The sequence below is a fragment of the Mycobacterium sp. IS-836 genome (assembly GCF_001954275.1).
In the GTDB taxonomy this organism is placed as follows: Bacteria; Actinomycetota; Actinomycetes; order Mycobacteriales; family Mycobacteriaceae; genus Mycobacterium.
In genome coordinates, this window is the sequence record NZ_MBEU01000053.1 from 98,499 (window position 1) to 123,901 (window position 25,403).

Annotated in this window: 27 protein-coding genes; 13 read left to right on the plus strand and 14 right to left on the minus strand. The window is 69.1% G+C overall.

Going from position 1 to position 25,403, the window contains the following annotated elements; genetic code table 11:
* The first annotated feature begins 4 nt into the window (after window positions 1-4).
* From egtA to egtE, 5 genes are read left to right on the plus strand one after another with little or no spacing between them, the layout of a single operon-like run.
* Window positions 5-1,273, plus strand: coding sequence for an ergothioneine biosynthesis glutamate--cysteine ligase EgtA (egtA, locus tag A5747_RS14425; RefSeq protein WP_076125279.1), 1,269 nt, complete (start codon window positions 5-7; stop codon window positions 1,271-1,273).
* Window positions 1,270-2,580: an ergothioneine biosynthesis protein EgtB gene (egtB, locus tag A5747_RS14430; protein ID WP_076125281.1), complete on the plus strand. Its 1,311-nt coding sequence runs from the start codon at window positions 1,270-1,272 to the stop codon at window positions 2,578-2,580. The genes egtA and egtB overlap by 4 nt, the downstream gene beginning before the upstream one ends.
* Entirely contained in the window at window positions 2,580-3,284 is a 705-nt protein-coding gene (gene egtC, locus A5747_RS14435; protein WP_076125283.1) for an ergothioneine biosynthesis protein EgtC, read from the plus strand. Before egtB ends, egtC begins: the two co-directional genes overlap by 1 nt.
* On the plus strand, window positions 3,281-4,246 hold the full coding sequence (gene egtD, locus A5747_RS14440) for an L-histidine N(alpha)-methyltransferase (protein ID WP_076125285.1): 966 nt from the start codon (window positions 3,281-3,283) through the stop codon (window positions 4,244-4,246). Before egtC ends, egtD begins: the two co-directional genes overlap by 4 nt.
* Window positions 4,243-5,391: an ergothioneine biosynthesis PLP-dependent enzyme EgtE gene (gene egtE / locus A5747_RS14445; RefSeq protein ID WP_076125287.1), complete on the plus strand. Its 1,149-nt coding sequence runs from the start codon at window positions 4,243-4,245 to the stop codon at window positions 5,389-5,391. The genes egtD and egtE overlap by 4 nt, the downstream gene beginning before the upstream one ends.
* 3 nt (window positions 5,392-5,394) lie before the next feature.
* Here the strand turns inward: egtE and A5747_RS14450 are convergent, their stop codons facing one another.
* Window positions 5,395-6,072: a class I SAM-dependent methyltransferase gene (locus tag A5747_RS14450; protein WP_076125289.1), complete on the minus strand. Its 678-nt coding sequence runs from the start codon at window positions 6,070-6,072 to the stop codon at window positions 5,395-5,397.
* 19 nt (window positions 6,073-6,091) lie between these two features.
* Window positions 6,092-7,564: a glutamate--cysteine ligase gene (locus A5747_RS14455; RefSeq protein WP_076125291.1), complete on the minus strand. Its 1,473-nt coding sequence runs from the start codon at window positions 7,562-7,564 to the stop codon at window positions 6,092-6,094.
* Between the two features lie 72 nt (window positions 7,565-7,636).
* Between A5747_RS14455 and glpK the strand changes: the two genes are divergently transcribed.
* On the plus strand, window positions 7,637-9,184 hold the full coding sequence (gene glpK, locus A5747_RS14460; protein WP_076125293.1) for a glycerol kinase GlpK: 1,548 nt from the start codon (window positions 7,637-7,639) through the stop codon (window positions 9,182-9,184).
* Between the two features lie 18 nt (window positions 9,185-9,202).
* On the opposite strand, the gene A5747_RS14465 is transcribed toward glpK, so the two are convergent.
* The gene (locus tag A5747_RS14465; protein WP_076125295.1) at window positions 9,203-9,913 is read right to left on the minus strand and encodes a PadR family transcriptional regulator; all 711 of its coding nucleotides are present in this window, start codon (window positions 9,911-9,913) and stop codon (window positions 9,203-9,205) included.
* 131 nt (window positions 9,914-10,044) lie between these two features.
* Between A5747_RS14465 and A5747_RS14470 the strand changes: the two genes are divergently transcribed.
* On the plus strand, window positions 10,045-10,434 hold the full coding sequence (locus tag A5747_RS14470; RefSeq protein WP_076125297.1) for a hypothetical protein: 390 nt from the start codon (window positions 10,045-10,047) through the stop codon (window positions 10,432-10,434).
* Window positions 10,435-10,440: 6 nt separating this feature from the next.
* On the opposite strand, the gene A5747_RS14475 is transcribed toward A5747_RS14470, so the two are convergent.
* On the minus strand, window positions 10,441-11,334 hold the full coding sequence (locus A5747_RS14475; protein ID WP_076125299.1) for an RDD family protein: 894 nt from the start codon (window positions 11,332-11,334) through the stop codon (window positions 10,441-10,443).
* 36 nt (window positions 11,335-11,370) lie between these two features.
* Between A5747_RS14475 and A5747_RS14480 the strand changes: the two genes are divergently transcribed.
* Window positions 11,371-12,372: a stage II sporulation protein M gene (locus tag A5747_RS14480; RefSeq protein ID WP_076125301.1), complete on the plus strand. Its 1,002-nt coding sequence runs from the start codon at window positions 11,371-11,373 to the stop codon at window positions 12,370-12,372.
* 11 nt (window positions 12,373-12,383) lie between these two features.
* On the opposite strand, the gene A5747_RS14485 is transcribed toward A5747_RS14480, so the two are convergent.
* The 5 genes from A5747_RS14485 to A5747_RS14505 are packed head-to-tail and all read right to left on the minus strand — an operon-like array spanning window position 12,384 to window position 17,618.
* The gene (locus A5747_RS14485; protein WP_076125305.1) at window positions 12,384-13,706 is read right to left on the minus strand and encodes a DUF58 domain-containing protein; all 1,323 of its coding nucleotides are present in this window, start codon (window positions 13,704-13,706) and stop codon (window positions 12,384-12,386) included.
* Complete coding sequence (locus A5747_RS14490) at window positions 13,706-14,683, minus strand: MoxR family ATPase (RefSeq protein ID WP_076125307.1); 978 nt, start codon at window positions 14,681-14,683, stop codon at window positions 13,706-13,708. The genes A5747_RS14485 and A5747_RS14490 overlap by 1 nt, the downstream gene beginning before the upstream one ends.
* Window positions 14,680-15,828 (minus strand): DUF4350 domain-containing protein, encoded by a 1,149-nt coding sequence (locus A5747_RS14495; protein ID WP_076125309.1) that lies wholly within the window; start codon window positions 15,826-15,828, stop codon window positions 14,680-14,682. Before A5747_RS14495 ends, A5747_RS14490 begins: the two co-directional genes overlap by 4 nt.
* Window positions 15,810-16,463, minus strand: coding sequence for a DUF4129 domain-containing protein (locus tag A5747_RS14500; RefSeq protein WP_076125311.1), 654 nt, complete (start codon window positions 16,461-16,463; stop codon window positions 15,810-15,812). Before A5747_RS14500 ends, A5747_RS14495 begins: the two co-directional genes overlap by 19 nt.
* Before the next feature lie 24 nt (window positions 16,464-16,487).
* Window positions 16,488-17,618, minus strand: coding sequence for a hypothetical protein (locus tag A5747_RS14505; RefSeq protein WP_142245587.1), 1,131 nt, complete (start codon window positions 17,616-17,618; stop codon window positions 16,488-16,490).
* 71 nt (window positions 17,619-17,689) lie between these two features.
* Here A5747_RS14505 and A5747_RS14510 point away from each other — a divergent pair, with 71 nt between their 5' ends.
* From A5747_RS14510 to A5747_RS14530, 5 genes are all read left to right on the plus strand, one after another.
* Window positions 17,690-18,154 carry a GatB/YqeY domain-containing protein gene (locus tag A5747_RS14510; protein WP_076125315.1) on the plus strand — a complete coding sequence of 155 codons (465 nt, stop codon included), beginning with the start codon at window positions 17,690-17,692 and terminating at the stop codon, window positions 18,152-18,154.
* 48 nt (window positions 18,155-18,202) lie between these two features.
* Entirely contained in the window at window positions 18,203-19,189 is a 987-nt protein-coding gene (locus A5747_RS14515) for an LLM class F420-dependent oxidoreductase (protein WP_076125318.1), read from the plus strand.
* Window positions 19,190-19,250: 61 nt separating this feature from the next.
* On the plus strand, window positions 19,251-19,808 hold the full coding sequence (locus tag A5747_RS14520) for a type 1 glutamine amidotransferase domain-containing protein (RefSeq protein ID WP_076125455.1): 558 nt from the start codon (window positions 19,251-19,253) through the stop codon (window positions 19,806-19,808).
* Between the two features lie 13 nt (window positions 19,809-19,821).
* Window positions 19,822-20,532: a HemK2/MTQ2 family protein methyltransferase gene (locus A5747_RS14525; RefSeq protein WP_083700432.1), complete on the plus strand. Its 711-nt coding sequence runs from the start codon at window positions 19,822-19,824 to the stop codon at window positions 20,530-20,532.
* The gene (locus tag A5747_RS14530) at window positions 20,529-20,720 is read left to right on the plus strand and encodes a CDGSH iron-sulfur domain-containing protein (RefSeq protein WP_076125320.1); all 192 of its coding nucleotides are present in this window, start codon (window positions 20,529-20,531) and stop codon (window positions 20,718-20,720) included. Before A5747_RS14525 ends, A5747_RS14530 begins: the two co-directional genes overlap by 4 nt.
* A 3-nt stretch (window positions 20,721-20,723) precedes the next feature.
* Here the strand turns inward: A5747_RS14530 and A5747_RS14535 are convergent, their stop codons facing one another.
* The 5 genes from A5747_RS14535 to A5747_RS14555 are packed head-to-tail and all read right to left on the minus strand — an operon-like array spanning window position 20,724 to window position 25,396.
* Window positions 20,724-21,743 (minus strand): iron-containing redox enzyme family protein, encoded by a 1,020-nt coding sequence (locus A5747_RS14535; protein ID WP_076125322.1) that lies wholly within the window; start codon window positions 21,741-21,743, stop codon window positions 20,724-20,726.
* 46 nt (window positions 21,744-21,789) lie between these two features.
* Entirely contained in the window at window positions 21,790-24,006 is a 2,217-nt protein-coding gene (locus A5747_RS14540; protein WP_076125324.1) for a SpoIIE family protein phosphatase, read from the minus strand.
* Window positions 24,003-24,629, minus strand: a complete 627-nt coding sequence (locus tag A5747_RS14545) for a SpoIIE family protein phosphatase (RefSeq protein ID WP_076125326.1) — start codon at window positions 24,627-24,629, stop codon at window positions 24,003-24,005. The genes A5747_RS14540 and A5747_RS14545 overlap by 4 nt, the downstream gene beginning before the upstream one ends.
* A complete protein-coding gene (locus A5747_RS14550) occupies window positions 24,622-25,032 on the minus strand; it encodes an anti-sigma regulatory factor (RefSeq protein WP_076125328.1) in 411 nt (136 codons plus the stop codon). Before A5747_RS14550 ends, A5747_RS14545 begins: the two co-directional genes overlap by 8 nt.
* Window positions 25,022-25,396: an STAS domain-containing protein gene (locus A5747_RS14555; RefSeq protein ID WP_076059753.1), complete on the minus strand. Its 375-nt coding sequence runs from the start codon at window positions 25,394-25,396 to the stop codon at window positions 25,022-25,024. Before A5747_RS14555 ends, A5747_RS14550 begins: the two co-directional genes overlap by 11 nt.
* Window positions 25,397-25,403: the final 7 nt, after the last annotated feature.

Here is a 25,403-nt window from a genome sequence, read left to right on the forward strand (position 1 = left end):
TGATATGACGTTCGCCGCCACTTCTGCCGCGCTCGAAGCCGAGATGGCCAGTTCCACGGCCGCCGCGCAATACATCGCCGAGGGCTGTCTGGCGGATGCACCCCTCGGGTCCGTCGGGCTGGAAATGGAAGCACACTGCCACGACCCGACCGATCCCTTCCGCCGGCCGAGCTGGGCGGAGATCACCGACGTCATCGAGCGGCTGCCGGCACTGCCGGGCGGCAGCAGGGTCACCGTGGAACCGGGCGGCGCCGTCGAACTGTCCGGCCCGCCCGTCGACGGCGTGCTGGCGGCCCTCGACGCGATGCGCCGCGACCAGGCCGTGCTTCGGCCGGCCTTCGCCGACGCCGGGCTGGGCCTGGTATTCCTCGGCACGGATCCGCTGCGGCCGCCCGAGCGCATCAACCCCGGCACGCGTTACCGCGCCATGGAAGAGTTCTTCGCCGCCAGCGAATCCGGGTCCGCGGGCGCGGCGATGATGACCTCCACCGCCTCGATTCAGGTCAATCTGGACGCTGGGCCCAAGGAGGGGTGGGCCGCCCGCGTGCGGCTGGCGCATGCCCTGGGGCCGACGATGATCGCGATCGCGGCCAATTCGCCGATGCTGGGCGGCGAGTTCACCGGTTGGGTCTCCAGCCGGCAGCGCGTGTGGGGACAGATGGACTCGGCCCGCTGTGGGCCGATCCTGGGTGCCAGCGGCGACGAACCCGGCACCGACTGGGCGCGCTACGCGCTGAAGGCGCCCGTGATGCTGGTGCACACGCCGGAGGCGGTGCCGGTCACGAGCTGGGTGCCCTTCGCCGACTGGGTGGACGGCCGGGTGCTGCTGGGGGATCGCCGCCCCACCATCGCCGACCTGGAATACCACCTGACCACGCTGTTTCCGCCGGTCCGCCCCAGGCGGTGGCTGGAAATCCGCTACCTCGACAGCGTGCCGGACGCCTTCTGGCCCGCTGTCGTGTTCACCCTGGTGACCCTGCTCGACCACCCGGTCGCCGCCGATATCGCGGCCGAGGCCGTCGAACCGGTCGCCACCGCCTGGGACACCGCCGCCCAGGCCGGTCTGCGCGACCGGCGACTGTACGAGGCCGCCAATCGGTGCGTGGCCGCCGCCGCCGAGCAGGCTCCCCCGGAGCTGACCGACGCGATGGCGCGCTTGATTCGCAGCGTCGAGCGGGGCCGATGTCCCGGGGACGACTTCTCCGACGAGGTGATCGAGCACGGCATCGCGGCCGAGGTCTCGCGGGCCGCGCGAGCGCAAGGGGGCCCGTGACTTCCCGGGAGAGGCTTGCCGACGATCTGACCCGGGCGCGGACCCGGACGTTGCGGCTCACCGATTTCGACGACGCCGAGCTGTGCCGCCAGTACGACCCGTTGATGAGCCCACTGGTGTGGGACCTGGCGCACATCGGTCAGCAAGAAGAGCTGTGGCTGTTGCGCGGCGGGGACCCGCGCCGGCCGGGCATGCTGCCCCCCGCGATAGAGGGGCTTTACGACGCGTTCGAACACTCCCGCGCCAGCCGCGTCGAGCTACCGTTGCTGTCCCCGGAGCGGGCCCGATCCTATTGCCGCACAGTGCGATCCGCCGCGCTGGACGCGCTGGATGCCCTGCCCGACGATCCCGCCGGCGAGCGTGCCGCCTTCACGTACGGGATGGTGGTCAGCCACGAAAACCAGCACGACGAAACCATGCTGCAGGCCCTGAACCTGCGCACCGGCGCGCCGCTGCTGCCCGATACGTCCACCCTGCCCGCGGGTCGGCCGGGGTTGGCCGGGACGTCGGTGCTGATTCCCGCCGGACCGTTCGTGCAGGGCGTGGATGCCGCCGCCGAGCCCTACTCATTGGACAACGAACGTCCCGCCCACGTCGTCGATGTACCGGCATTCAGGATCGGCCGGGTCCCGGTCACCAACGCCGAATGGCGACACTTCATCGACGACGGTGGCTACCACCAGCCGCGCTGGTGGTCGGCGCGCGGTTGGCAGCACCGCCAGGGCGCGGGCCTGACCGCGCCGCAATTCTGGAGCTCCGACGCGCAAACGCGCACCCGATTCGGCCGCGTCGAAGAGATACCCGCCGACGAACCGGTGCAGCACGTCACCTTTTTCGAGGCCGAGGCCTACGCGGCCTGGGCCGGTGCGCGGTTGCCCACCGAGACGGAATGGGAGAAGGCCTGCGCGTGGGATCCCGCGACGGAAACCCGGCGTCGCTACCCGTGGGGCGAGCAGGATCCGTCGGACACGCTCGCCAACCTGGGCGGCGCGGCGCTGCGTCCGGCACCCGTCGGCGCATACCCGGGCGGCGCTTCGGCCTACGGGGTTGAGCAGATGCTGGGCGATGTGTGGGAATGGACCAGTTCTCCGCTGCGGCCCTGGCCGGGCTTCGTCCCGATGATCTACGAGCGGTATTCCCAGCCGTTCTTCGACGGCGACTACCGGGTGCTGCGGGGCGGGTCGTGGGCGGTGGAGCCGTCCATCCTGCGGCCCAGCTTCCGCAACTGGGATCACCCGTTCCGCCGTCAGATCTTCTCCGGTGTCCGGCTGGCCTGGGATGCGCCCGACGCGGGAGGTTCCGGCTGATGTGCCGCCACCTCGGCTGGCTCGGGGCCGACGTCACGGTCTCCTCGCTGATGCTGGAACCGCCGTGCGGGCTGCGGGTGCAGTCCTACGCGCCGCGCCGGCAAAAGTACGGCCTGATGAACGCCGACGGTTGGGGTGTCGGGTTTTTCGACGGAGACGTCGCTCGGCGCTGGCGCAGCGCGGCGCCGCTGTGGGCTGACGCATCGTTCGAGTCGGTCGCGCCGGTACTGCGCAGCCACTGCGTGGTGGCCGCCGTCCGCTCGGCGACGGTCGGCATGCCGATCGAGGCCAGCGCGACCGCACCCTTCAGCGACGGCCGCTGGCTGCTGTCGCACAACGGGGTGGTCGATCGCACCGTGCTGCCGCTGACGTCGTCGGCCGAATCCGTCTGCGACAGCGCGATACTCGCGGCAACCATCTTCGAGCGCGGGCTGGACGCGCTGGGCGACGCCATCGCCGAGATCGGGACGTCAGACCCCCTCGCGCGCCTGAACATATTGGCCGCCAACGGGTCTCGGCTGCTCGCCACCGCCTGGGGCGACACGCTGTGCATCCTGCGCCGCGACGACGGCGTGGTGCTGGCCAGCGAACCGTACGACGACGACTCCGACTGGGAGGACGTGCCGGACCGCCACCTGGTCGAAGTCACCGCGAAGGGTGTCACGATGACCCCGCTGGACCACCCGCCGAAAGGATCTCGATGACGCTGTCGCTGTCCAACCACCTCGCCGCCGACTCGGCGCATCACGCGCTGCGCCGCGATGTGCTCGACGGCCTGCGGCGCACACCGAAATCGCTGCCGCCCAAGTGGTTTTACGATTCGGTGGGCAGTGAGCTGTTCGACCAGATCACCCGGCTCCCCGAGTACTACCCGACGCGCGCCGAGGCCGAGATTCTGCGCGCCCGGTCCGCCGAAATCGCGGTGGCCAGCGAGGCCGACACGTTGGTCGAACTGGGCAGTGGCACGTCGGAGAAGACCCGGCTGCTGCTGGACGCCCTGCATGGCCGCGGGTCGTTGCGCAGGTTCGTGCCGTTCGACGTCGACGCCGGCGTCCTATCGACCGCGGCGACCGCCATCCAGAGCGAGTACGCGGGCATCGAGATCAAAGCCGTCTGCGGCGATTTCGAGGAACATCTGACCGAGATTCCCGACGGGGGCCGCCGCCTGTTCGTCTTCCTCGGCTCGACGATCGGCAACCTCACACCCGAACCGCGCGCGGAGTTCCTCGCGACCCTGTCGGCGGTGATGCGACCGGGGGACAGCCTGCTGCTCGGCACCGACTTGGTCAAGGACACCGGCCGACTGGTGCGCGCGTACGACGACGAGGCCGGGGTGACGGCGGCGTTCAATCGCAACGTGCTCGCGGTGATCAACCGCGAACTCGACGCCGATTTCGACGTCGCGGCATACCGGCACGTGGCCCGCTGGAACGCGCGCGAGGAACGCATCGAGATGTGGCTGCGGGCCGATCGTGAGCAGCGGGTGCGCGTCGGTGCGCTGGAGCTGACCGTCGACTTCGCGGCCGGCGAGGAAATGCTCACCGAGGTGTCGTGCAAGTTCCGCCCCGACGGGGTGAACACCGAATTGGCCGGCGCGGGACTGCGTCGCATCCGCTGGTGGACCGACGCCGCCGGTGATTTCGGGTTGTCGTTAGCCGTCAAGTGAGCGATTCGCTGGCCGACCGATGGCGGGAGGCCCGCCCGCCGGTGGCCGGGCTGCACCTGGACAGTGCGGCCTGTTCGCGCCAGAGTTTCGCGGTCATCGACGCGACCGCGCAGCACGCGCGGTACGAGGCCGAAGTCGGCGGGTATGTCGCCGCCGAGGCCGCGACGCCCGCGCTCGACGCCGGGCGCGCCGCGTTCGCCGCGCTGAGCGGGATGCCCGACGCCGAGGTGGTGTACACCACCGGCTCGCTGAACGCGCTGGATCTGCTGCTCGGCGGCTGGCCCGCGGATCGCCGGACGGTGGCCTGCCTGCCCGGCGAATACGGCCCCAACCTTGCCTTGATGGAGATCCACGGGTTCGAGCGCCGGCTGCTGCCGACCCTGGACGACGGACGGGTGGCACTCGACGAGGCGGCGTTGGCCCTCGAGGACGACCCGCCCGATTTCGTCCACCTGACCACGGTGGCCAGCCATAGCGGGGTGGTCCAGCCGGCGGCGATGGTTGCGAAGCTCTGCGCCGAGTTGGGCCTGCCGCTGGTCGTGGACGCCGCCCAAGCGCTGGGTCACGTGGACACCGCGGTGGGCGCGGACGTCACCTATTCGTCGTCGCGCAAGTGGATCGCCGGGCCGCGGGGGGTGGGCGCGCTCGCCGTGCGCCCCGACCTGATGGAGCGGTTGCGTCCGAGGCTGGCCGCGCCCGAGTGGGCCGTGAAATCGGGGTCGCCGACGGTGGCCCAGCAGCTGGAATTCGGTGAGGCCAATGTCGCTGCGCGCGTGGGGTTTTCGGTGGCGCTGGGGGAACATCTGGCCTGCGGCGCCGAGGCGGTGCGGGCCCGGCTGGCCGAGTTGGGCGCGCTCAGCCGCAGCGTGCTGGCCGACGTGCCCGGGTGGGCGGTGATCGAGGAGGTCGAGGAGCCCAGTGCGATCACCACTTTGGCCCCGGTCGGCGGCGCCGACGTAGCGGCCGTGCGCGAATGGTTGCTCAGCGAACGGCGCATCCTGACGACCTACGCCGGGGTGCAGCGGGCGCCGCTGGAACTGACGGGGCCGGTGCTGCGGATCTCGCCGCACGCGGACACCACGGCCGACGACCTGGGCGCCTTCGCCGAGGCACTGAACGCCGCGACGGCGGCTTTGTCTGCTTGAGGCCTAGCCGGCCTTGTGCGCCGTGAGCAGGTAGGCGGGAAACTTCATCCGGCCCTTTTCGTCGCGGTCGTGCGGCGGGAATTCGAACGGCGCGTCGGGGATCTGGGGAACTTTCGCGTGGATATAGGCGGGCCGAATGTCGTCGATCTCCCAGTACTTGCTCACCGCGGCGCGCAACTCGTCCTCGTCCACCTCGTTCGGCTTCGGTTCCATTTCGGCGGGGAAGGCGCCCTTGGCGAACACCAGCACGTAGTAGCCGGCGCCCGGGGCCGCCGCGCGGTGCACCGAGCTCAGGTAGCCGTCGCGGCCCTCGACCGGCAGCGAGTGAAACAGCGTGCTGTCCACGACCGTGTTGAACCGCCCGTCGTAGCCGGAGAACGAGGTGATGTCGGCCTGCACGAAGCGGGCCGTGCTCAAGCCGCGTTCTTCGGCCGCCTTGGTGGCCGCCGCGATGGCGGTGGGGGTTAGGTCGACGCCGACCACGGTGTAGCCCTCGGCGGCCAGCGCCAGCGACAGCTCGGCGTACCCGCAGCCGGCGTCCAGCACGTCGCTGCGGAACTTGCCGGCCGCCATCAGCGCCGCGAGTTCGGGCTGCGGCTCACCGATATTCCACGGCGGCGGGCCCTGGAACTGGCCCTGCTCGCGGTATGCACTGTCCCAGTCCAAGATGTCAGAACACATAGCCCCAACGTACGCGCGCCTACGACGGCCAGGTGTGCACCGGCTCGTTGGCGTGCATGTGTTCGCAGTAGCGGCGCAGCATCTCGGCCAGCGCCGCGGGCCGCGTCATCCCGCCGTCCTGCAGCGCCCGCACCGTGGCCACCTGCCAGCTGGCGCCGTTGCGTCCGCTCGCGGCGCGGCCCTCGATGACGCCGAGGAACCGGTCGCGGGCCGCGGCGGCGACACCCCACCGCCGCAGCCCCTCGTCGGCCATCGGAAGCAACGTGTTCAACACCAATTCCGGCGCCGTCACGTGGTCCAGGCCCGGCCAGTGCAGGCGGGCGGCAATGCCATGCCGGGCCGCCTCGACGAAATTGGCATGCGCCGCAGCGAAACTCATTCTCGTCCATAGTGGATCGTCGGATTCGGACAAGACGCGCAGCATGCCGTAGTAGAAGGCCGAGTTCGCCAGCATGTCGATCACGGACGGACCGGCCGGCAACACCCGATTCTCCAGCCGCACATGCGGGCGCCCGTCGACGACGTCGTACACCGGCCGGTTCCACCGGTACACGGTGCCGTTGTGCAGGCGCAATTCGGAGAGCGCGGGAATGCGTCCGGCGGCCAGCTCGGCGGCCGGATCCTCGTCGGACAGCTCGGGCAGCAGGGACGGGAAGTAGCTGATGTTCTCCTTGAACAGGTCGAGGATCGACGTGATCCAGCGTTCGCCGAACCACACGCGCGGCCGCACGCCCTGGGTGGTGAGCTCCTCGGTGCGGGTATCGGTGGACTGCGTGAACACCTCGATACGCGTCTCCGACCACAGCTGGTGGCCGAAGAAGTAGGGCGAATTCGCGCCCAGGGCCAGCTGCGGGCCGGCCAGCACCTGCGCGGCGTTCCAGTTGGCGGCGAAATCGCGCGGGGCCACCTGCAGATGCAATTGCATGCTGGTGCAAGCGGATTCGGGCGCGATGGTGGTGGTGTTCCAGCTCAACGGCTCCGGGCCGTCGATATCGATCTGGATATCCTCGCCGCGAGCGCTGAAGATGGACTCGTTGAGGGCAGCGTATCGGGTCGACTCGCTCATCCAGCCCTCGTCGAGATGCTCGGGCCGCAGCGTCGGCAGGATCCCGATCATCACGATGTGTGCCCCGCTGGCGTTGGCCTTGGTCTCCGCGTCGTTCAGGCTGGCCCGCACCTCCGCCTCCAGGTCCAGCGCGGTGTGACCGGGCAGCGGGCGGGGCGGCACGTTGAATTCGATGTTGTAGGCGCCCAATTCGGATTGGTAGGCCGGATCCGCGATGGCGTCCAGCACGTAGCGATTCGACATCGCGGGCTGGTAGTCGGCGTCGACGAGGTTGCATTCGATCTCCATGCCGGTGAGCGGCCGGTCGGCATCGAAGTGTGACTGCGAGAGCATTTTCTCGAAGACGTCCAGACACAACTGCACCTTGCGCCGGTATTCCCGCCGATGTGCGTGGTCATAGGTGGTGCGCTTGACCTCTTCGCCCACAAAGCCGATGGAACATGTTTACCGGCGGCAACGCAAGTTTCCCGGCGGCGTGTGGGTGGACCATCATGGACGATGACACGACAGAACGTTGGAGGAGAGCACTTGGCCGACTTCGTCGCCGCCATAGACCAGGGCACCACCAGCACCCGTTGCATGATCTTCGACCACGCAGGAACCGAGGTCGCCCGGCACCAGCTCGAGCACGAGCAGATCCTGCCGCGCGCGGGCTGGGTCGAGCACGACCCGGTCGAGATTTGGGAGCGCACGTCCTCGGTGCTGACGTCGGTGCTCAACCGAACCAATCTGGCGGCGAAAGACATTGCCGCCCTGGGAATCACGAACCAGCGCGAGACCACGCTGGTGTGGAACCGGCGCACCGGGCGCCCGTATTACAACGCGATCGTCTGGCAGGACACCCGCACCGACCGGATCGCGTCGGCGCTAGACCGCGACGGTCGCGGCGACGTGATCCGGCGAAAGGCGGGCTTGCCGCCGGCGACCTACTTCTCCGGGGGAAAGCTGCAGTGGATCCTGGACAACGTCGACGGGGTGCGCGAGGCCGCCGAAAGCGGTGACGCGCTGTTCGGCACCGCGGACACGTGGGTGTTGTGGAATCTGACCGGCGGCCCGCGCGGCGGCGTGCACGTCACCGATGTCACCAACGCCAGCCGCACCATGCTGATGGACCTGGAAACGCTGGACTGGGACGACGAGCTGTTGTCGTTCTTCTCGATTCCGCGTGCGATGCTCCCGGCGATCGCGCCGTCGTCGTCGCCGCAACCGTACGGTGTCACCACCGACACCGGCCCCGTCGCCGGCGAGGTGCCGATCACCGGGGTCCTCGGCGACCAGCATGCGGCCATGGTCGGTCAGGTGTGCCTGGCGGCCGGGGAGGCGAAAAACACCTACGGCACGGGCAATTTCCTGCTGCTCAACACCGGCGAGACGATCGTCCGATCGAAAAACGGCCTGCTGACCACCGTCTGCTACCAGTTCGGGAACGCCAAACCCGTTTACGCGCTTGAGGGTTCGATCGCGGTGACCGGCTCGGCCGTGCAGTGGCTGCGCGACCAGCTGGGCATCATCAGCGGCGCGGCCCAGAGCGAGGCGCTGGCCCGTCAGGTCTCCGACAACGGCGGGGTGTATTTCGTGCCGGCGTTTTCCGGCCTGTTCGCCCCGTACTGGCGATCCGATGCCCGCGGCGCGATCGTCGGGCTATCCCGGTTCAACACCAACGCGCACCTGGCCCGCGCGACGCTCGAGGCGATCTGCTACCAGAGCCGCGACGTGGTCGACGCGATGAAAGCCGATTCCGGTGTGCGCCTTGAGGTTTTGAAGGTCGACGGCGGAATCACCGGCAACGACCTGTGCATGCAGATTCAGGCCGACGTGCTGGGCGTGGACGTGGTGAGGCCGGTGGTCGCCGAGACCACGGCGTTGGGCGCCGCTTACGCCGCGGGTCTGGCCGTCGGGTTCTGGGCGGACCCGGGCGAGCTGCGCGCGAACTGGCGCGAGGACAGGCGGTGGTCGCCGGAGTGGAGCGACGACGAGCGCGCCGCCGGGTATGCCGGCTGGCGCAAGGCGGTGCAGCGGACCCTGGATTGGGTCGATGTGACCTGATCCAGGGTCCGCCGGCCGTCAGTCCTCGCCGAGGATCCCGTAGATCTCCCGTCGCGCATTGTTGAGGATGTCGACGATGCGCTGCTGCTGGTCGGAAGAGGCGGTGTGCGCCGACTGCGCGACCGCCCCGAACAGCTGGCCCGCGGCGGTGCGCAGGTTGACGTGGCCCGGGTCGGCGCCCTGGGCGATCTCGTCCCACGGCGGGGTTTCGATCTTCTCGGCCGCCGCGCGTCCCGGGTCGGTCAGCTCGAAAAGCTTCTTGCTGCCGTCGGTCTCGGTCGCCGTGATCAAGCCTTCGTCGGCCAGTAGCTGCAGCGTCGGGTAGACCGAGCCCGGGCTGGGCTGCCAGATTCCGTTGCTGCGTTCGGCGATCTGCTGGATCATCTCGTAGCCGTGCATCGGCCGCTCGGCCAGCAGCACGAGGATGGCCGCCCGGACGTCACCGCGGCGTCCCCGGCCCGGACCGCCGCGACGCCATCCGCCGCGCCGGCCGCCGGGGCCGAAGCCGAAGCCGGGCCCGAACCCGGGACCGAAACCCGGCCCGAAGCCGGGGCCGAAGCCCTGGTTGCCGGCCTGGTCGCGAAGGTGTTCGCGAAATTCTCGCCGGGCCTGGCGCCTGGCCTCATGCAGGGCGCGCCGCTGGGCGGGAGCCGGGCCGGGGCCGAAACCGAAGCCCAGGCCGGGTCCAGCGCCGAATGGGCCGTCGGGAGGAGTGAATGGATTGGTCATTGTCTGTGGTCCTGTCTGTTGGATCGCGCACCGGGTCGTGCGCTTCGGTATATCACGATATATCGTAAACTAACGCGATGCAATGAGATATTCCAGGTTTGCGCCCGAACTCGGCGGGTAGCACCTGTGGGATGGACGCAAATAACTCCAACGTGACGTTCGACAGCGCAACGCGGAGTGCGACGGGTCAGGCGCAGGGTGAAGCGCGTGGACGCCGCGTCTGGCCGTGGGTCAACTGGGGGTTGGCGCTGTCCACGGTGCCGGCGGCCGCGCTTGTGATGCTGTTCGCGCTGGGCGCCGTGATGAGTACCGACGGCTGCAGCGATCGCAGTTGCCCGAACCTGGGCCGCGGGGGGATCGACTTCGGGGTCGCGTTCTACGGCGCGCCCGTGGTGGCGTTCGTCGTCATCGCCGTCTCGGTCTTCACCGCCAAGCGCCGCGGCGGCATCGTCGTTCCGCTGGCCGGATGGGCGCTGCTGATCATCGACGTGATCTGGATGGCGTTTACCGTCTCCGGCTAGCGGCAATCAGCGAGGCGGCGAGAAGCCGCCGGCCTGCGGATCCTGCTGCGGCCAAGGAACGGCCGGCGGCGGGCCGCCCAGTGGCGGGCCGGCCGGCGCGGGCGGCCCGGGTGGCCAAGGCGTCGGCCCGGCCGGCGGCCAGGGTCCCGGCGCCGGCATCGTCGGGCGCAGCCGCGCCAGTTCGCGGCGGTGGCGTTCGGCAAGGACCGCGGCGAGCACCAGCTCCGGCGGGGCGCCGGGCGGGGGCGGCGGGGCGATGCGCGACACCACGTCCCCGACGATCCGGTACGCCATCTGCTGGCGCAGCTGACGATCGAGTTGTGGTGCGCGGGAGAGGAATTGGCGCGCTACCTCGGCTTGGCCGGCGGATAGCCCGGACAGCTGCAGCGACGCCGCCCACCACGCCAGCGCCGGGGGCATGGCCGGCGGCGGACTCGAGCGCGGGCCACGCTCACTCACCACGACCGTGCCGGCGAAGATGTCGCCGACGCGTTTGGCCTTGGGCGACAGCATGCTGCAGATGACGGCGGGACTGCCGAGAAACATCCATATCTCCACCACCGCTGCCAGCGCGCGAAACACCACCTGCCGGAAGCGTTCTGGGCCACCGTCGTCGGACACCACCCGCAGGCCCATCACGATCTTGCCCACCGACCGTCCGCGCGTGGCGGTTTCGAACGTCAACGGGTAACCGATCATCACCAGCACGGTGAAGATGATCAGGACGGCCGCGCTCAGCGCGCTGTCGAACTGCGTCAGGGTGGCGGCCCACAGCATCAGCCCGAGCAGGTAGAAGACGAACATCACCGTGATGTCGATCAGTGCACCCACCGCCCGCACCGGCAACTGGGCGATCTGGACGTCGAGGACCACGGCGTCCCCGGTCACCACCTCCGACATACCACCGAACGCTACAGGCCAATTAGGCTGCTCAGGGTGGACGTCGACGCATTCGTGCTGACCCATCGCGCCACCTGGGACCGCCTGGACCAGTTGGTCAAGCGCCGCCGGTCGCTGACCGGCGCGGAAGTCGACGAACTGGTCGAGCTCTACCAGCGCGTGTCCACCCATCTGTCGATGCTGCGGTCGGTCAGCACGATCGGGTCGGATTCGCTGATGGTCGGCCGGCTCTCGAGCCTCATCGCGCGCGCCCGGTCCGCGGTGACGGGTGCGCACGCGCCGCTGAGCAGTGCGTTCATCCGGTTCTGGACGGTGTCTTTCCCGGTGGTGGCCTATCGCAGCTGGCGCTGGTGGTTGGGGACGGCGGCGGCATTCTTCGCCATGGTGCTGGTCATCGGGTTCTGGGTGGCGGGCAATCCGGAGGTGCAATCCGCGATCGGAACTCCAACCGACATCGATCAATTGGTTAACCACGACGTCGCGTCGTACTACAGCGAGCACCCGGCCGCGGCGTTCGCCCTGCAGATCTGGGTGAACAACGCGTGGGTTGCGGCCCAGTGCATCGCGTCGGCCGTCGTGCTGGGGCTGCCGATTCCGGTCGTGTTGTTCGAGAACGCCGCCAACCTGGGTCTGATCGCCGGCCTGATGTTCCACGCCGGTAAGGGCGGGATCCTGCTGGGTCTGCTCGCTCCGCACGGGCTGCTGGAGCTCACGGCGGTGTTCCTGGCCGCGGGATCGGGGATGCGGCTGGGCTGGTCGGTGATATCGCCCGGGGATCGGCCCCGCGGCCAGGTCCTCGCCGAACAGGGCCGTGGGGTGGTGTCGGTCGCCGTGGGCCTGGTGGGTGTGCTGCTGGTTGCCGGGCTGATAGAGGCGATGGTGACGCCGTCGCCGTTGCCGACGTTCGTCCGGGTCGGCATCGGAATCATCGCCGAGGCGGCGTTCTTGTCCTACATCGTCTACTTCGGCCGTCGCGCCGCAAAGGCGGGCGAGACCGGCGATATCGACGACGCGCCCGACATCGTCCCGACCGCCTGATCACCCGAAAGTTAAAGCCGCCCAGTCGCTTTCATCGCCAAATAGTGGTCGGCCAGGGCGGGCGCCAGCTCCGTCGGAACGGCGTCGACCACGTCCACGCCGCTGTGGCGCAGCCGCGACGCGATGGCGCGGCGGTCGTTGCGGGAGCGCTCGGCGGCCGCCGCGTCGTACACCGCGGCGGGGTCGGAGCGCCCGGCGGCCATTTGGTCGACGCGCGGGTCGGCACACGCTGCGATCATCACGTGGTGTTTGGAGGACAGCCGCGGCAGGATCGGCAGCAACCCCTCGTCCAGCGCGGTCGCGTTGAGGTCGGTCAGCAGTACCACCAGTGAGCGTCGCCGGGTGCGCCGCAAAATGGCGGCAACCATTGCGCGCCAATCGGATTCGACGAGCGTGGGCTGCAGCGGAGCCATCGCCTCGACCAGTTGGGCGAGCAGCTCGGTGCGCGACGCGCCGAATACGCCGGCCCGGCTTACCCGATCGTGGGCGAGGAAGTCGACATGGTCGCCGGCCCGCGACGCGAGCGCCGCCAGCAGCAGGGCCGCGTCCATCGACCAGTCCAGCCGGGGCCACCCCGCGGGATCGGCGGCGGTCGGGTCGACGCCGACGCGGCCGGCCGCCATGCGCCCGGTGTCCAGCACGATCACCACCCGCCGGTCGCGCTCGGGCCGCCACGTGCGAACCATGACGTCGGCGCGGCGCGCCGACGCACGCCAGTCGATCGAGCGGACGTCATCGCCGACGACATACTCGCGCAGCGAGTCGAATTCGGTTCCCTGCCCCCGGATCAGCGTGGGCAGCAGCCCGTCGATCTCCCGCAGCTTGGCCAGCCGCGACGGCAGGTGCTTGCGGGACAGGAAGGGCGGCAGCACCCGTACCTGACCGGGCACCGGCTGAGAGCGCTGGCGTCCGGCGAACCCGAGCGGCCCGATCGAACGGGCCGTGACCACAGCCGCGCGCTGATCGCCGCGGCGAACCGGCCGCAGGATGCTGAGGACGTGCTGGCGCTGCCCTGCGGCGATGTCGACGGCGTGAATGCGTGGTTCGGCTCGTGCGCTGGGCGGCCAGGCGTCGCGGAGCTGGCCGCGGAAGCGCCGGCGGCCGTCGTTGTAGATGTCCAGGCTCGCGTCGACCTGCTGACCGAGCCGCGCCGAACTGTCGGGGGACCGGGTGAAGCGCAATCCGCCGGGGCTGGCCGCCAGCGCGATATCGGCGACGACGACTATCGCCAGCGCCACCAGCAGCGCCACGAAAGCCTTTGCCGGCCACGGCGACAGCGCGATCGGCAGAACCAGGATCAGCGCCGCCAGGCCGGTGCGCCCGGTCAGGATCACTAGCGGGGCACCGGAACCGACGCCAGGATTCCGTCGAGCACCCCGTCGGGGGTGGCGCCTTCGAGCTCCGCCTCGGGGCGCAGCATCACCCGGTGCCGCAGCGTCGGGCGCGCCATGGCCTTCACGTCGTCGGGCGTGACGTAGTTGCGGCCGGACAGCCACGCCCAGGATCGGGCCGTGCCCAGCACCGCCGTCGCCCCGCGTGGTGACACGCCCAGCTGCAATGCGGGCGACGAGCGGGTGGCCCCGACGATGTCGACGATGTAGCCCAACACCTCGTCGGCGACCAGCACCTGCTGGACCGCCTCCCGGCCGGCCGCCAGTTCGGCGGCGCCGGCAACCGGCTTGATATCCGACAGATCGCGCGGATCGAAGCCGTGCGCGTGTCGGGCGAGGATGGCGATCTCGGAATCACGCTGCGGCAGCGTCACGTTCAGTTTGAGCAGGAAGCGGTCCAGTTGCGCTTCGGGCAGTTGGTAGGTGCCCTCGTATTCGATCGGGTTCTGTGTGGCGGCGACGATGAACGGGTCGGGCAGCGGCTTGGCTTCACCCTCCACGCTGACCTGCCGCTCTTCCATCGCCTCGAGCAGCGCGGCCTGGGTTTTCGGCGGGGTGCGGTTGATCTCGTCGGCCAGCAGCAGGTTGGTGAACACCGGGCCCGGCCGGAATTCGAACGCGGCGGTGCGCGCGTCGTACACCAGCGAACCGGTGACGTCGCCGGGCATCAGGTCCGGGGTGAACTGCACCCGCTTGAATTCCAGCTGCAGCGCCGCGGCCAACGACCGGACCAGTAGCGTCTTCGCCACTCCCGGAACGCCTTCCAGCAGCACGTGGCCGCGACACAGCAACGCGATCACGAGGCCGCTGACAACTCCTTCCTGCCCGACGACGGCCTTGGCCAGCTCGGTTCGTAACGCCAGCAACGCATTTCGCGCGGATTCGGCGACGGGGGTCTGCGGTGGGGACGATTGTGTCACGAGTGTGCGACCAGCCTTTCGATTTCGTCGAGCGCTCGGGCGAGTTGTAGCAGGTCATTGTCGGTGGCCGGCGGCGGGCCGAACAGGTGGTAGGCAACGAATCCCGCGTCGGCCCCGCTCCGCTCGGCCACGGTCGTCACCACCGCCGGCGGCGCCGCGCCCGCGCCCAGGCCGAGCCGCGGCACCAGCCGCTGCAGTGTGGCGGTGCGCAACGCCTCGGCGGCGCGGTCGCGCGCCCGCCGGGACCGGTACAGCCGGCCGCGACCCTCCACGGTCTCCGACGCCCGCACCACGACGGGCAACGCCTCGGCCACCAGCGGACCCGGCCGGCGGCCCTTCCACAGTGCGACCAGCAGCACGACCACGCACAGCTGCCAGACGATCCAGGTGACGTTTTCCGGGATCATGTCGTAAACCGATGCCGGGGACGATGTTTCGCCCTCGACACGATGCGGCGCGTACCAGATGACCCGGGGCCGGTCGCCGGCGAGGTTCATCGCCAGCGCCGCATTGCCCGCCTGCAACAGGCCGCCGTTGGTCATGAAATCGCCGCTGCCGACGGCCGTTACGGTCCGCCCGTGGTCCCGGAATCGGATCAGGACCCCGCCGTAACAGCGGGTCATCGTGCGGCCATCCTTGGCCTCGTAGGTGACGCTCGGCCCGAACCGCACCGCTCCGGCGCGGGTGGCCTCGCGCAGCGAGCAATCGGGGTTGCTGTCGAAGTTGCTGGTGGGCTTGATGCCCACGCCCGGCATCAGTGCCTCGCGGGTTCGCGCCGTGGGCTCCACCAACAGGAGATCGCCGGGGGCCTTCGCCACGCGGTCCAGCAGGGCGTCGTCGGTCAGATACTGGCTCTGCGCGATCAGGATCAGCGTGTTGGGGCGCGCCGCCCGCTCGACGTCGGCGATGCTGTTGGCCGCGATGACCTCCACACCGCCGTCGCGCAGCAGCGTCACCAGCGCGTGCGCGCCGTCGGTCCCGGTCGAAGCGGGATCCATCGGGGTACCGGGCCGCGGTTCGGTCAGGTAGGCACCGATCCCGGCGATGACGGTGAGCACGACCAGCGTGAGCAGCACCCAGGTCCAGACGCGCCATCGGGCCGCCGGCCGTTTCTCGATGGTGGCCGTCATCGGACCTGCGCCCATGATTCGGCGGCGACGTGTTCCGCGGTCGCCGCGGCGGCGGCCGGTGCACGCGATCGCAGGTGGTCGTCGAGGTCCGCGATCATCTGGTAGGCGGCCTGGGTACCGGGACGCTCACCGTAGGTGACGTCATTGAATGCCGTTGCCGCCTCGGATAATTCACCCGCCAGATGAGGCAACGCCGCGCCGGCGTCCCGCGCCAGTTCGTTGGCGGTGCGGCCGGGAGCCGGGTTGAGGACGCCGGTCTCCTCGAGCTGGCGGGCGACGGCACGCAACCTGTGCCTAATCGCTGCGGCCCAATTTCCCTCCGCCGCATAGCTTTCCGCGGTCGCGCGATGCTGGGCGGCGGTCAGCTCAACGGTTTCGAAGAGCTGGTGGTCGCCGCCACGTCTGGTGCGCATGGTGCGCCGGGCGATGCGGACGCCGACCACCACCGCAATCCCCAGTAGGATGAGCAGCACCATGGTGGTGAACCACCCGCCCGGTATCGAGGCCGTCTTCTGCAACAGCCGGTAGATCTGTTCGTTGAGCCACTCGACGAATTGCTGTGTCGCGGAAGCCTTCGCATAGATCGGCTTGCCGAGTTCGGTCTGGGCCGCCAGGTGGGCGCCATCGCGGTCGATGTCGATGGAAGGCACTGTCAGCTCGTCCTCGCTCGGCCCCTACGCGGGCCGGGTCAGCCACAGGTTGTCGGTGGACGCGGTCGCGTAAGGGCCGCCGGCGGCGCCGCTCTGCAGCACCAGATCGAACGCCTCGGCGCGCATGCGGCGGTCGGTGTAGAGCAGCACGATGACTCCGGCGTTGAAGGGTGCGGTGACAATCTCACCGATCGCCGCCCCGACGGAGGCGATCGAGGTGCTGATGAGCAGCGCGGAAATGGACGTGTCCCCGGCAAACATGATCTGGCCCACGATGCTGAACGGCGTGGCCATCGCATTGGCGATGACGGATGCCACGATGAACGTCAGGGTCCGAATCCCCAGCACCCGCCAGAAACCATTGCGAACCAGCGCAAAGGAGCGGGTGATCGCGTTCATGACCGGCAGCCGCTCCAGCACGATGAGCACGGGCGCGAACAGCACCACCGTGTAGAGGTACACCAGCACCGCGATCATGCCGAGTAGCAACGGGAATCCCAGCAACACCGCCAGGGCACCGTTGCCGATCGCCGCGGCCACGGCGAGTATCACCGCGACCAACCCCGCCAGGGCCACCACCACGGCGGCTTCCAGCATCGCCAAGCCCAGCAGGGGCAGCAGCCGCCCGCGAATCTTGGCCCACGTTTCGCCGATGGTGATCGTCGAACCGAACACCGCCCGCCCGACGATGACGGTCAGCATTCCGGACAGCATCATGCTGCCGAGCCAGGTGACCAGCAGGCTGCCCGACATCGACGCGAGCCACGCGCCCACGACGCCCAAGGAAAGTTCGTCCGGCTTGTCGGTGTTGAGCCGGCCATAGGCGGCCAACGGTCCGAAGAAGGCGATCCGCGTGATGATCTGCATGACCACGACCACCATTGCGGTCAATCCCAGCGTCGCCTTCGGATTGGTGCGGATGTAGCCGACGGCGCCGTTGAAGATGTCGCTCAGCGACAACGGGCGCAGCGGGATGATCCCGGGCTTGAGCGGCACCTGGCCCGGCGGGGACTGGCCATAGCCCGGCCAGGCACCGAACCCCGGTGGTGCGCCGTACCCGGGCGGCGGCCCGTACCCGGGCGGCGGCCCGTACCCCGGTGGCGGCCCGTAGGGTGGCGGGGCGCCATAGCCGGCGGGCGCGCCGTCGTAGGTCATGGCCTCCATCCTGTCGGCGGTCGCGGCATTTCACAATCAGAAGTGGGCTCCCGGCGCGTAGCGTCGCACGCATGGCGGAACTGAAATCCCGGCTCCGGGCCGACCTGACCCAGGCGATGAAGACCCAGGACAAGCTGCGGACCGCGACGCTGCGCATGGTGCTGGCGGCGATCCAGACCGAGGAAGTCTCCGGCAAGCAGGCCCGCGAACTCTCCGACGAGGAAATCATCAAGGTGCTGGCCAGGGAATCGCGGAAGCGTGGCGAGTCGGCCGAGATCTACACCCAGAACGGCCGCGGCGAGCTCGCCGCCAACGAGCACGCCGAAGCGCGGATCATCGACGAGTACCTGCCGACACCGCTCACCGAGGCCGAGCTGGCCGACGTCGCCGACACCGCGATCGCGCAGGTGGCCGAGGCCATAGGAGAGCGCCCCGGCATGAAGCAGATGGGACAGGTGATGAAGGCCGCCACCGCGATCGCGGCCGGCAAGTCCGACGGCGCGCGCCTGTCGGCGGCGGTCAGGGAGCGCCTCTAACCCAGGTTTGACCCGTTTGCGCTAGTCGTCGCGGGGTACAGGTCGGTTATGACCAAGTTCGGCTACACCTTGATGACCGAGCAGAGCGGCCCCAAAGACCTTGTCCGCTATGCGATTTCAGCCGAAGACCGCGGATTCGACTTCGAAGTCTGCAGTGATCACTTCTCACCATGGCTGACATCTCAGGGACATGCACCGAATGCCTGGGCGGTGCTGGGCGCGGTGGCCAACGCCACCGACCGGGTCGATCTGTACACCTACGTGACCTGCCCGACCATGCGGTATCACCCCGCGATCGTCGCGCAGCAGGCGGCCACCGTGCAGATTCTCGCCGACGGGCGGTTCACCCTCGGGTTGGGCAGCGGCGAGAACCTCAACGAACATGTCGTCGGCGCCGGCTGGCCGACCGTCGAGCGCCGACAGGACATGCTGCGCGAGGCCATCAAGATCATTCGCGAGCTGTTCGGCGGCCGCCTGGTGAACTGGCGCGGCGACTACTTTCAAGTGGACTCGGCCCGGCTGTGGGACGTGCCCGACGTGCCGGTCCCGATCGGCGTGGCGGCGAGCGGCCCGAACGGCGTCGAGAAATTCGCCAAGCTCGCCGATCACCTGATCGCCGTACAACCCGACGCGGACCTGGTGAGCGCGTGGCATGCCGCGCGTCAGGCCGCCAACGGGACCGAAGGCGGTCGGGTGGTGGGGCAGATACCGGTGAGCTGGGATCCCGACCGCGACGCGGCGATCGAACGTGCCCACGACCAGTTCCGGTGGTTCGGCGGCGGCTGGGCGGTCAACGCCGACCTGCCGACGCCGGCCGGTTTCGCCGGCGCGACCCAATTCGTGCGCACCGAAGACGTCGCCGAGAGCATTCCCTGCGGGCCCGACCTCGATGCGATCGTCGACGCCGTCCGGCCGTACTGGGAGGCCGGGTTCACCGATGTGGCGCTGCTTCAGATCGGCGGCGACACCCAGGAGCTTTTCCTGAAGGAAGCGGCGGAACCATTGCTGCGGGCGTTGCGGGCCGCCGCGAACTGACCGCGAGTTTGGTGGGCTCTGGCAAGGGTATTCGAACTCCAACGTCAGAAGGAAAGGCATGATGTCAAACGAATTGCAAGGCAAGAGAATCGCCATTCTGGCCGCCGACGGCGTGGAGAAGGTCGAACTCGAGCAGCCGCGTGAGGCGCTGGAGGGCGCCGGGGCGGAAGTTCAACTGCTGTCGCTGAAATCCGGTGAGATTCAAGCGCGTAACCATGATCTCGAACCCGCGGGCACCTTCGCGGTGGACCGCACCGTGTCGGATGCCTCGGTCGACCAGTTCGACGGCCTGGTGCTACCCGGCGGGACGGTAAACCCGGACAAGTTGCGGCTGGATGATTCGGCGGTCTCGTTCGTCCGGGACTTCGTCAAGTCGGGAAAGCCGGTCGGCGCGATCTGCCACGGGCCCTGGACGCTGGTGGAGGCCGGGGTGGCGGCCGGGCGAAGGCTCACCTCGTATCCAAGCATCCGCACCGACCTCCGCAATGCGGGCGCGCGTGTCGTGGACGAAGAAGTCGTGGTCGACGGGAACTTGATATCAAGCCGGTCGCCGTCCGACCTGCCCGCGTTCTGCTCGACGGTGGTCGAACAGCTCGCCAGAGCCTCGGCATCCGCGTGAATCGGACCCAGCGGTGACGGCCACCTATCCGGATCTGCGGTCGGAGCTGCTTGTAACCGAGTCGGCCCAGCCGGATGGCGTGTATCCGCCGCAAGAAGACTCGCGATTGCTCGTCGACACGATGCACCTGAGCGGGCTGGTTCCGCGGCGGCGGGTGCTCGACCTGTGCACCGGCAGCGGCTTCGTCGCGATTGCCGCCGCCGAAATGGGTTGTGCCAGCATCACCGCCTTCGACATCTGTCCGCACGCCGTCCGCTGCTCCCGGGGCAACGCGGCAGTTGCGGGGGTCGAGGTCGACGTTCGCGAGGGCTCCTGGATCGGGGCGCTGAGCTGCGAACCGTTCGAGCTGGTCGTGTCCAATCCGCCCTACGTGCCGACACCGCCCGACGACGACACCGAGACGATCTCGCCGAGCGCTGGCCCGGCGTGGGCGTGGAATGCGGGTCCCGACGGGCGGCTGGTGCTGGATCCGCTGTGCGCGTCGGCATCAAACCTGTTGTGCAGCGGCGGTTCTCTGTTGCTCGTCCACTCGGCGCTGGCCGGTGTCGGCCAGTCGCTGGACTCGTTGCGGGCTTCTGGACTCGAGGCCGATGTTGTTGCGTCCCAGTGGATTCCGTTCGGCCCGGTGCTGTCCGCACGCGCGGACTGGCTGGAGGAAACCGGGCGGTTGCCACGCGGTCGCCGGGAAGAGGAACTGGTTGTGATCCGGGCGGACAAGCCATGACCGGCACCCGGGTGCAGGTGGTACCGAAGGGCCCGGTGCTGGTGTCCGGCCCGGTGCGCATCGAGATGCCCGACGGTCATGTCGTCGAATCAGACCGATTCATGGTCGCGATCTGCACCTGCGCGCGCAGCAAGGAGTACCCGCTGTGCGACACCAGCCACCGGCGGTGCCGCCGCACCCCGTCGTAGGGGCTAATTGAGGGGTCGCCGTAGCGACGTCTCGTCGCGCTTCCAGGCGGCGATGATGTTGTCCGCCAAGCGATTTTCGACCACCGCGTGCGCACGCATACCGAAGATCACGTCACGATCGAGCCTCGGTTCGCGAGCGACGAGATCACCGACCACGTCGAGGCGCACCACCTGTTCGTGCACCGCGTCGGCCTCGACGTGCTCGCGGTAGAAGGCGATGCACTCCGGCGGTGCGTCCATCCGCTCCAGCGCCTGGACCATCCGTCGCGAGCCCGGCGGTGAGGTGATCTCGGTGGACGCGAAGTGCCCGATCGCGGCGCCGCGCAACCGGCGATGCAAGCCGAAAAGCGACATCAGGTTCACCGCCGCAAGCGCTTCCGCGGGCACGGCGTCGAGGTAGCCCAGATACGTCGAATCCAGCCCGGCGGCCGCCAGCAGGTCCGCGAAGAGCTGCTGGTGCAGCCGCGGGCCCTGGCCGGCACCGTACTCGTCGTACTCGATCGCCACGAACGCCGCCTTGGCGCGGCCCGTCAGCCGTGGAATCGCCCACGCGTGGGGATCGCCCTCCTTGAGGTGATACAGCGATCGGTGCACGAAGTATTCGCGCATCTGCTGCCAGGTCGCGGTGTCGCGCAGGTAATACGACGGGCCGGTGCCGTCGACGGGCTCGAGAGAGATGGCGTCCATTTCCTCGGCCGAGGTGCGGTTGGGATCGACGGGGCCGACGTCGCGACGCACGCCCGCCAAGAAAGCCCGCTCGAGTTCGGCGCGCAGGTGCAGCAGCGCGGGATTCCACTCCCAGGCGGGATCCACGCCAGCGAAACCCCGGTAGTGCAGCTCGTAGCACATGCACAGGGCCAGCTGCAGGTCCAGGCCGTAGGGATCGGAATCCCGCACGGAGGTGCTGATGCGGACGAGGTGATCGCCCGACGGCGGCCCCGTCAAGGCACGACGGACCGCCATCGACAATGGCCCGTGCGCGGCCGGAAGGGCGGGTTCGACCGTGATCGATGCGCGGGTCACGCCTGTGGGTACCACCGTCGGGGAGCGCGCAAACGGTGCGCGACCATCAAACCTGATCGACCGAAGATCTGAAGCTGATGTCGACCGTCGTTCCCGTTGGGGAACTGTCGATTTCCATCGTGTCGCTGAGCGCCCTCATCAGCACCAGACCCCGCCCGCTGTTGCCCGGGTTGGCGGCCGGTGTCTTCCAGGAACCCGCATCGACGACCCGCACCCGGATCTCACCCTCCGTGGCGTTGGCCTCGACCAGCATGAACCCGACGGGGTGTCCGCGATACGCGTGCTCGACGCAGTTGGTGCAGGCTTCGTTGACGACCAGCACGATGTCGGCGGCCAACCCATTCGCCACCCCGACAGACTGCAGCCACACCGCCAGCCGGTGCCGGATGTTGACCAAATTGTCTGCGGCGGCATCACTTTCGGTCCGGAAGTGCTTCGGCTGGTGACGGTATATCACCATCGCGACGTCGTCGTCGTACCCCGACGCCGGAGCCAGCTCACGCAGCACCGCGTCGGCGACGCCGTCCAGCGGAAGCTGCAGCGCGTCCGTCAAAACGTCTGCGGCGCGCGCGATTCCAAGGTCGATCGACTCGTGCTTGCGTTCCACCAGGCCGTCGGTGAACAGCATCAGCGTCGAGCCCGGTGGGAGTACCAACGAGGTTTGCGGGCGGGGTTCGTCTCGGCGTACCGCGAGGGGTACCGACGAGGCGTCGGTCAGCACGCTCGTCGTCGCGGGCGCGGGGCCCGCGAGCAGTGCGGGCATGTGGCCCGCGTTGCTGTACTGCAGCACCCCGGATTCGGTGTCCAGGATCGCCAGGAACACGGTGGTGCAGTAGGCGTTCGGAATGAGAGATGCCGCCGAGTCGAGCTGCTCGAGCAGCAGCGCCGGTTCGGCGCCGTTGATCAACAGCGCGCGCGCCGAGCTGCGGAGCTGACCCATGATCGCGGCCGCCGGCAGACCGCGCCCCACGCAGTCGCCGACGACGATGCCGATGCGGTGGGCACCGATCGGCAACACGTCGTACCAGTCGCCTCCGATCTCCAGCGGCGGAACGGCCGGTTCGTAGCAGACGGCAAAGCCCGGCGGCGGTTCCAGCGGCGGCAGCATCGCGCGCTGCAGCGTCAGCGACGTCTCGCGGGCGCTCTCGAACTGCCGGACATGCTGCACGGCCAGGCTCAGATGCCCGATGAGCACCGTGACCAGGAGCCGATCCTCGGCACTGACCCAGCGGGGCGTGCGAAACTCCAGCCACAACGCGAGGTCGCCCGCGCCGGAGAGCACCGCGACCAATCCCTGCGCCTTGCCGGAGCTTTCGGGCCGATCGACGGTCTTGGCCGTCAGCGGCAGCTGGTGGCGCGCGTCCTGAAATGTGTTGCGCAACCACGGATCAAGGTCGCGCCAGCTCAATTCGGCGGGCTCGCCGGCCACCTGGACGGTGGGTTCCGCGTCCCCGGCCGGCCAGGAGACGGCGACCACGCGTTGCACGTCGATCGACGTCCGGCACTCGTCGAGGGTGATCGACAGCAGCTCATCGACGCTTTTGGCCACGGCCACGGCGGTGGCCAAGCGCAGCACCGCGCTTTCGCGGGCCGCAAACGCCCGTTCGGCGGTGATGTCCCGAATCGTCCCGACGAAGGCTTCCCGGTGCGTGTCGGTCTCGCGGACCGCATTGATGCTCACCGTCACCCAGGCGAGGCGGCCGTCGCGGTGCCGAATCGGTGTGTCGTACTCGGCGCCGCCCTCGCTGGCGACTCGGGCGATCTGTTGCCGCGCCGTCTTCTTGTCCACCAGCCACGGATGGGGCCAGCGATACGGCAAGCCCTCCGCGGGATAGCCGAGGATGTCGATGAGGGCGTTGTTCATCTCGATCACGGTGCCCTCGTGATCGGCGACGAAGAAGCCCTCTTGCAACGAATTCACCAGGGCGGTACGGAATTTGTCGCGGTCGGCGAGATCCTCGGCGCGGGCGCGTTGTTCCGCATAGCGCCTTGTACCGTCGATGAATCCCCGCGTCGCGACATCCAGCGGCGCCAGCGTCTGCAGCAGGAATTCCAGCGCTACCGGCGCGTCCAGCCGGACGTCCTGGGAGAGTTCGAGAAGCAGCTTGACGTGGTGCTCGACGATGTCGAGCGTGCTGATCTGTTCCTGCAGCGCCCGCCGCCCGAGTTCATGGGCGACTGCCAGGCTGTCGTCGTCGCGGCTATCGAGATGGGCCCGCAGCGCGGCGACGTATTGCGCGTGGAAGTCCTTGCCGCCGGTCACGTCGACACCCCCCGGTGACGCGCGGCGAGCACCATCGCGTCGTCGGATTCCTTGGCGTACTTGGTCAGGATCTCCTCGGCTATGGCAACGGCCGGGGCCGCGAAGTCGAGGTGGTCCAGGTGCTCCTCGTTGATGCCGTCGGTGGCGAGGACGATCAGGTCGCCGGTGCGAATCGAAATGACCTGTGCCGGGCTGATTTCGGGAATGCGATAGCCGACGATGCCCGCGGCAAGGCGCGCGCTGGATCGAACGTGGATGCCGGCAGCGTCCTTGGCGAGCAGGTTGGCGCTGACGTTGCCGACCCCGGTCCACGTCAGTGTGCTGGCCGCGAAATCGACCCGCGCCAGGGTCATCGCGGCCCCTCTGGTGCCGCCCAATACCCGGTGGCAGAGCTGGATCAAAACCTCGAGCCGCTCGCCACGGGCGTCTTCGAGCGCATCGATGGCGCGCAGGGCGGCGGCCGCGGCGGCAGGACCGTGGCCGAGGCCGTCCATCACACCGAACAGGGCGGCTTCACCGTCGATGTCGACCGCGAGACCCCGGTCGCCGGAGGTGGACTCGCCGGGCAGTGGGCGACCCGCCCTCGCCCACTCCATCGGTCCCAGCCGGCCGTGTTTATGCATGGCCCGGAACCCATTTCCACATCTCGATGACCGTTCCGCGGCCGCGAGCGGATTCCACGACCAATCGGTCCATCAGGCGCCGCGCCCCGGGCAGGCCCATGCCCAGCCCGCGGCCGGTGGAGTATCCGTCTTCCAGCGCGCGCTCGATGTCGGCGATGCCGGGGCCGTCGTCCTCGGCGCGCACCACCAGGGCCTTGCGGCCCTCCCGGTCCTCCACCGCGACCCGGACCGCGCCGCGACCCGCGTAGCTGGTGATGTTGCGGGCGATTTCGGAGATCGCGGTCGCGATCATGGTGACGTCGGTCAGCGTGAATCCGAGGTCGAGGGCTAGGTCATGGCCGGCTTTGCGTGCTGCGACGATGTCGTCGGGGTTGTGGATGTCGACGACGATGTCACCCTCCACCGTCGCGCCCGATCGTCGATTTTCGATTCAGCAGGGCAAGGCCCTCTTCGAGGTCCAGGGCGGTGTTCATGTCGTCGAACGCCAGCCCCAGTTGCACCATGGCGAAGGCCACTTCGGGCTGCAGGCCCACGATCACGGTGTCCGCGCCGCGCAGCCGGGTCATGTGCGCGATGGTGCGCAGCGACCGCGCGGCGAACGAATCCATCACGTCGATGGCGGTGACGTCGACGATGATGCCCTGCGCGCGGAACCGGCTCACCCGCTCCATGAGGTCGTAGCGCAGCCGTTCGGTCTCGGAGTCGGTGAGTGCGGACTGCACCGTTGCGATGAGAATCGCGCCCTGTTTCAGGATCGGGACTGGCATGGGGTGC